Here is a 5,967-nt window from a genome sequence, read left to right as displayed (position 1 = left end):
ATGCCCATCGGCTACACTCGACGCTCGATTACGTCAGCCCTATGACGTTCGAGAAGAACTGGCTCGCTGCCCAGCGAGCCGCCTGAATTCCCTCGGCTATGGGATACGTCAAACAGGGGTAAGGTCAGCAAGCGACGCTATCGGCACGAATATTCATGTGAACGTCAAAATAAATTTTCTGCGCGAGCGGATACGAACAACCATTGGAACCGTGGCAATGACTGTATCGATCGTGATAGTGGGTGCCGGCTTTTGCGGGACGATGACCGCCACATGGCTACTATCGGATCAAACCGCAAAGCCCCTGTCGATCGCACTGGTCGATGCCAGCTATAGCGTTTCGCGCGGCATTGCTTATCGGTCGGACGAGGAAGGTTGGCTCCTGAACGCACCCGCACGGGCCCTCAGTGTTGAGCGGGACAACGGGAACGGCTTTGTCGATTATTGCCGACTGCGGGGCCGGCCTGCGGAACCCGATGATTTCCTGCCACGCGCATGGTACGGTGACTATCTTGCACATCGGCTAAAACAGGCAGTAGGAAAGTCGGGGAAGCATCAGTTTTCTCAACACGACGGATACGCCGTTGCGCTGGCGCCCGAAGAGGATGGCCGAACGAAGGTTTACTTGCACACGGGTGTGGAGATTTCTGCCGATCACGTCGTCCTTGCGACGGGCCACAGCTATGGCCGCCCCTCCATCACTGTAGCAGCGACCGGTGGCGCTTCACTCGATCAACGTTTCCTCGCGAATCCCTGGGACGCAGTTAAACTGCGGGCCGTGCCGGATGACAGCCAGTTCTTCATGTACGGGTCTGGTCTGACGGCACTCGACGTTGTTTACGCGCTGCATCGGCGCAGCGAAAAGTTGTGCTTCACTCTTATGTCCCGCCGTGGTTTGTTGCCCCAACACCACCGCCGGTCACTGCCGAAACTTCAGCCACAAGCGCGGCGGGCGCTTCTCGATCAACTGACTGCTGGCCCTAGGCATTGCCTCACCGCCGTACGCAAAGTCATTGCTGAACATCGCGCGAGAGGCGGTGACTGGCGCGAGGTGATCGATAGCCTGCGTCCTGCGGTACCGCAGATCTGGTCAAACTGGTCTGAGGCCGACCGGCGCGCTTTCGTGCGTCATATTGCGCCTTACTGGGAAACACATCGTCACCGACAGCCACCTTCCACGGCAGCGCTCGTCGCGTCACTCAGGATGAGTGGCCGCCTCTCGCTTATGAGTGGGCGAATCGAGACAATCAGCGCACATGGCGACGGGCTGCTGCTGGCTATTCGCCCGCGCGCAGCAACGGGCTCGCGCGTTGTACGCGCATCGTATTTCGTCAATTGCACGGGTGCCGGGATGGCTCCCGCTCATTCAGCTGCGGCGTCAGATACAGTACCGCATGCAGATCGCCTACATCGGCCTATAGCACACGGGTGCGATTCTCTTTTTGATCAGTTACGGCGCGACGGGATTGCAAAATTTGACTGGGCGGGGTTGTGTGTTGATGAGTCTTACCGCGTAGTCCGAGTCAATGGCTGCACGAATCCGTCACTCTTTTATATTGGCCCCGCGCTTAGAAGACGCTTTTGGGAGGCGACGGCGGTGCCCGAATTGCTAATGCATATCGAGCGGATGACGGAGATCATGAGGCGGCAGTTTTCTGCACGTTAGACGCGAGCGCGTGGCCTGACAGGGTCATGGATGCAAGCGCACGCTCTGGTTCTGGCTCCAATATCGACGCCTGCCTTGTGATGTAAGCAACCGGTGAAGTCACCTTGCCCGGCGCGCGCGGAATCTATAGAGCGCTGGCGGAAGGTTCCCATCGGTGAGGCAGCAAGTCGTCGATGTCAGTCGCGAGATATGTGGGCAGGCGCGCGAGCACATCCTTCAGATAGGCGAGCGGATCGTGCCTGTTCAGTTGTCCCGAACGGATCAGGCTCATGATGGCAGAGGCCCGTTCCCCGGCGCGAAGTGAGCCCCGCAAACAACGAGTTTTTTCTGGCGGGGCCTAGGTGTCGATGGCGGTCAGTGTCCGCCCTTTTCAGGCGACGTCGTATATCGACGTCGCGACAAAGGGCGAACAATCCAGATACTGCAAGCGCTAAGTGCGCTGTGAGCGGTATGACGACGATGCAGGTCGCGGCGTAGGGGCGCGTAGGGCGATTGGAGACACGCCCCGCGTCGCGTCGTGACAGCGGCATGGAAGAAAGGCGGTATGCGGTCCATTAAACTTGCGGTAACCCATGATTTTTTGAGAGTTCAAAGCCGAGTTGTATATCGATGAGTCTTCGCAAACCTCTCCAGATCGCGGTGTTTCCGGGCGGCGGGGCACTGGCTCGATCCATATCCGCCAAGCTGGGCAAGTTTGAGGAGATATCGTGTAAGAGGCGTAGCGTTCGAAGCTTCGCGTAGCTTCAAAGTGCCCGCGCACGATATCCTGCTCACAAGCTTTCGGATTTGAAAGCAATCGGTAAGCCGCCTTCGTATTGCACCTTTGGTATCGGAGTTGTAATAGGGCTGGATGCAGAGAAATTCCCGGATTGCCGCATAGTGACGAAACAAGACGGGCGACCTTGCCCTGTTGTAGCCGAATGCGGCCTCGGCGCCTATGTTCGCGCTCGCCCGGATGTGCTCGATGACAGCGGGGGGAATGGCGTCAACGAAGGGAAAGTAGTGCATCTGCTGAAAGGCCTTCAGCAAAACCAGCAGGCCCAGTCTCGAGGACTGGCCACGCGCGTTGCGGCGCACCCACTCGAGCTCTTCGACGTCCGGCGAATAGAACGCTTGCAATTCCTCCGGTGAAAAAACCTTGGGAAACCTCGGATACGCGGTACTTTCGATGGTCGCCATGCCGAATTCCGGATCTCGAATGGGCTGGCCAGTGTAGCGCAAAAAATCCGGCAAAGCCGTCACACCTGTGCCAGTCTTGAGCAACCAGTTGGCCGCGATAATTTTCGGATTCAGAACGCAGCGAAGGGGCAGAAACATGGGCAAAGCCAGCCAGCAGAAAAAATCGTCGCGTGCCCGCAAACTGGGCGTTGGCGACCTGGATGCATTGCGACGGGGAGCGGTTCAGTCAGGGAACCCGACGCTATCGTTCTCGATCGGAATGAACTGCCGCCGGAGCAGAAAATCTCCTGGCGCTCTCGCGCAAATGCTTCAGGATGAGGTATCCGATCATCCAACACTGGAGGAATATCAGAGCGCGCTAACGGCGATTGCGGCGGCGTGGAATACCAGCCTCCCGCCCGAGAGAGCGTGCTGAAGCGCTACGCGATCAGATCGGATTTGATAAAAGTGTTCCACCCGAAATACGGCGCGAGATCATACAGGGCATCGAGCGCCTGGTTGGGAAAATCTAACCCGCTTTCCCGTGACCTCCGTCGTATCGTTTCGTGGAAGGCAAGGCTCGAAGGTGACGTACTCCGGGTCGTTGCCGCAGCGTCCGACGGTCCCCGGCACGACACTTTTAAGTGATGTCATACGGGGTTTGGCGCGAACGATGTCCGCGTAAGAAATCGCACATTCAGACCAGTCGGCCAAGGACTCGGCCGTCCCGCGCTGGCTGACCACGTTGACCTATCTGCATCTCGACGACGCAAGCGGACGCGATAGCTCAGGGAAGCATCCCCAGCCCGATTTCCTTACTCCACCAAGGCATAAAGATCCGCCACCTCATAACTTCTACACTTATGATCGCTATTCGGCTGAATCGTGGTCAGGGGCCTTCACGATATGCGGAAGGCCATTGCGAGTGGCCGCATTCGCGCCGAACGCCATTGAGGGCATGCGCCGGGTTATCTTCGTCATTTTTTCTCGAATCCTTTGCCCGCAATATCGTCGGCTCAAACTCCTACCGCCGTTCGCCAATCCGGTATTATGCGCTTGCTCGCTATCTCTCTGCGGTGCTTCGAGGATAGCCGAGGGGTGGAAACTACAGGGCTTTGGCATTCCATGCCTTAACGCCTCGAAAACATGGATCTGCCATACCCATCAACGACATTGACTCTCGCATAAATTTTATTTGTTATGGTTAGCGCTATTACGGTATAAACTATGTGCTCGATTTCAGGCGATCACGCAATCGAAGTTCTAAAAAGGCGGAATTAGACATCATCTAAACTGCAATGGCTTGCATTTTAATTTTCGTTAAATGCATTGCCAGATGCTCAGATAATTTAGCCCACTGCCATTGCAAAATTGAGGAATAAAGCCGAAGATGAGAAATCTCTTTCTTGTTACCCTTGCGCTCAGCGCATCGTATTGCGCTGCTGCTGAAACATACGAAAGCTGCCCGACGCCCGCCGTCATCAAAATTGCGCGGAACGTGTACACTGCAACAACCAGCGATAACGAGGGGGAATGGACGGGTTTTGCGAGAGGACCGGACGACGGCAATATCAAGGAATTCACCTCAGCCACGTTTGATCCACCGCAGCTTGATAATGACGGTGTTGTGCAATCGGCGTCAGTCCAGTGCTCCTACGAACTTGCCAAAGGCGGACATGTGAATCTACGGTACATGCCTAGGTCTCCGCTACCAAGTCTAAGGGTAGATCAAGGCTTATGGCGCCGGAAATCTGGCCTTCGCGACCTTGACTACTATGAATGCACTCAGCCGACCGCGTTGCGTTGTAGGTTCGTTGTCGTTCGACGGTCCTGAACAAGCTGAGCGTCCGGCAGCGGCGGCTTCCCGGTGGGAGCCGTCTTGGTGCAATTTCAAGGACATTGACCTGTCGCCTCGCGAATCCTAGCGAGATTCAGACGAGGTCAACGGTACGTTTAGTGGAGAAGAATCTGCTCCGGCATCCGCTGCGAGAACAGGTCAATGTGAAGCACCAACTGGTGGATCTGGCTGGAACCGACCTTCTGCTTGGTTTTCGCGTCCCAAAGGCCTCTGGTTGCACGGCAGCATCCGGACAGCAGCGCAACCAGCAGCAGCGTCAGACACGACACGGACCATTCCCGCACGAAGGTATCCGCGCATTGCGCGAATCGCGCCACCGCCGCTGCGCCCCGCTGGAGTTCGCGCAGGATCACGCCCACATCTCCTACCGGTGCGCGAGGCACTTTCCTCCTCCATCGATCCCAGCCGATGGCAAGCGCCGCGCCAGCCAGGACAGGCCACAGCGCCCCGGGCGCGAGCGCGTCGAGCAGCGTGCCAACCGGGATGTGCAGATACAGCACTCATAGCCCGATCAGCGAGGCCAGCACCATGGCGAACCACGTGAGCGGTGCGGGGACGCGGGCATGGGCATACGTCGATCAGCCCCTTCGTGCCGATCAACGCCAGAATGCCCAGAATCGCGACGATACCGAGCGGCCGGTTGAACACCAGCAGCGCTGAGCACCACGCCGATCAGGCCCAGCGGCATCACCGCAACCTCCATGGCCAGACGCCGGAAGCACACCAGCAGCACCATCATGCTCGTGAACATCAGCACGATCATGACCGGCACCACCGCAAAGACCGACGTCCGGGAGATCGCGCTTTCCTCGAATAGGCCGCTGGTTTCGACCCGGTAGCCGCCCGGCAGCTTCGCCTTGAACGCGTCGATCTTCGGTGCCACCGTCGCGACGACTTCGTCGGACACGCCGACCAACATAATTTATATGAACGCCCCCGATGCGCCAGTTTTTCTTGTGTGTTAATTCGACACGTTTCGCAACGAGAACCCGATCGACATCGCGGCCAGCCTCATTCGCTGCGGGCCCCGATGAAATCCGCTGACTCGTCCCTCATTTGTCGCACGAGCTCAACGCTCGAATTATGCTTCAAGTTCAGCGAGTCACGGTCCGACCAGTCTTGTCATCACGCTCGATTGCCAACGCAACCTTTCGACGTCTGCGCGGCGACAATCATTTTGGCCGGTATAGCGACAGAGGTTTTGGCTGGTGGGGAGAACTCGGAGGCGGCGTAGCCGCCGGAGGGTTCTCCCCACCAGCGGCGCCGAGTCGGCCGGGTTCTACGA

7 protein-coding genes and 1 pseudogene are annotated in these 5,967 nt (G+C 57.7%); 3 read left to right on the top strand and 5 right to left on the bottom strand.

Translation table 11 applies throughout. The annotated features are described in order from the left end of the window. Window positions 1-217 precede the first annotated feature (217 nt). Window positions 218-1,666, top strand: a complete 1,449-nt coding sequence (locus tag AB4Y36_RS40225; RefSeq protein ID WP_368685909.1) for an FAD/NAD(P)-binding protein — start codon at window positions 218-220, stop codon at window positions 1,664-1,666. 124 nt (window positions 1,667-1,790) lie between these two features. Here AB4Y36_RS40225 and AB4Y36_RS40220 read toward each other — a convergent pair. After that, a pseudogene (locus AB4Y36_RS40220) lies at window positions 1,791-1,995 on the bottom strand (transposase domain-containing protein); the annotation flags it as partial. 259 nt (window positions 1,996-2,254) lie between these two features. After that, a complete protein-coding gene (locus AB4Y36_RS40215; RefSeq protein WP_368685908.1) occupies window positions 2,255-2,845 on the bottom strand; it encodes a DUF4158 domain-containing protein in 591 nt (196 codons plus the stop codon). A gap of 136 nt (window positions 2,846-2,981) precedes the next feature. Here AB4Y36_RS40215 and AB4Y36_RS40210 point away from each other — a divergent pair, with 136 nt between their 5' ends. Next, on the top strand, window positions 2,982-3,260 hold the full coding sequence (locus tag AB4Y36_RS40210) for a hypothetical protein (RefSeq protein ID WP_141710967.1): 279 nt from the start codon (window positions 2,982-2,984) through the stop codon (window positions 3,258-3,260). Between the two features lie 884 nt (window positions 3,261-4,144). Here the strand turns inward: AB4Y36_RS40210 and AB4Y36_RS40205 are convergent. Then, window positions 4,145-4,417, bottom strand: coding sequence for a hypothetical protein (locus AB4Y36_RS40205; protein WP_256095114.1), 273 nt, complete (start codon window positions 4,415-4,417; stop codon window positions 4,145-4,147). Here AB4Y36_RS40205 and AB4Y36_RS40200 point away from each other — a divergent pair. Continuing rightward, a complete protein-coding gene (locus AB4Y36_RS40200; protein ID WP_368619640.1) occupies window positions 4,323-4,658 on the top strand; it encodes a DUF3757 domain-containing protein in 336 nt (111 codons plus the stop codon). The genes AB4Y36_RS40205 and AB4Y36_RS40200 overlap by 95 nt on opposite strands. A 119-nt stretch (window positions 4,659-4,777) precedes the next feature. On the opposite strand, the gene AB4Y36_RS40195 is transcribed toward AB4Y36_RS40200, so the two are convergent. Together AB4Y36_RS40195 and AB4Y36_RS40190 are read right to left on the bottom strand one after the other, a co-directional pair. Further along, window positions 4,778-5,182 carry a hypothetical protein gene (locus AB4Y36_RS40195; protein WP_368619612.1) on the bottom strand — a complete coding sequence of 135 codons (405 nt, stop codon included), beginning with the start codon at window positions 5,180-5,182 and terminating at the stop codon, window positions 4,778-4,780. 11 nt (window positions 5,183-5,193) lie between these two features. Then, window positions 5,194-5,589 (bottom strand): efflux RND transporter permease subunit, encoded by a 396-nt coding sequence (locus tag AB4Y36_RS40190; RefSeq protein ID WP_141710968.1) that lies wholly within the window; start codon window positions 5,587-5,589, stop codon window positions 5,194-5,196. Window positions 5,590-5,967: the final 378 nt, after the last annotated feature.

Origin of the sequence: Paraburkholderia sp. BR10936 (genome assembly GCF_040965735.1) — a bacterium.
GTDB classification, from domain to species: domain Bacteria; phylum Pseudomonadota; class Gammaproteobacteria; order Burkholderiales; family Burkholderiaceae; genus Paraburkholderia; species Paraburkholderia nodosa_A.
Note: the sequence above shows the minus strand (reverse complement) of the source record. Positions and strands in the feature narration are given on the sequence as shown.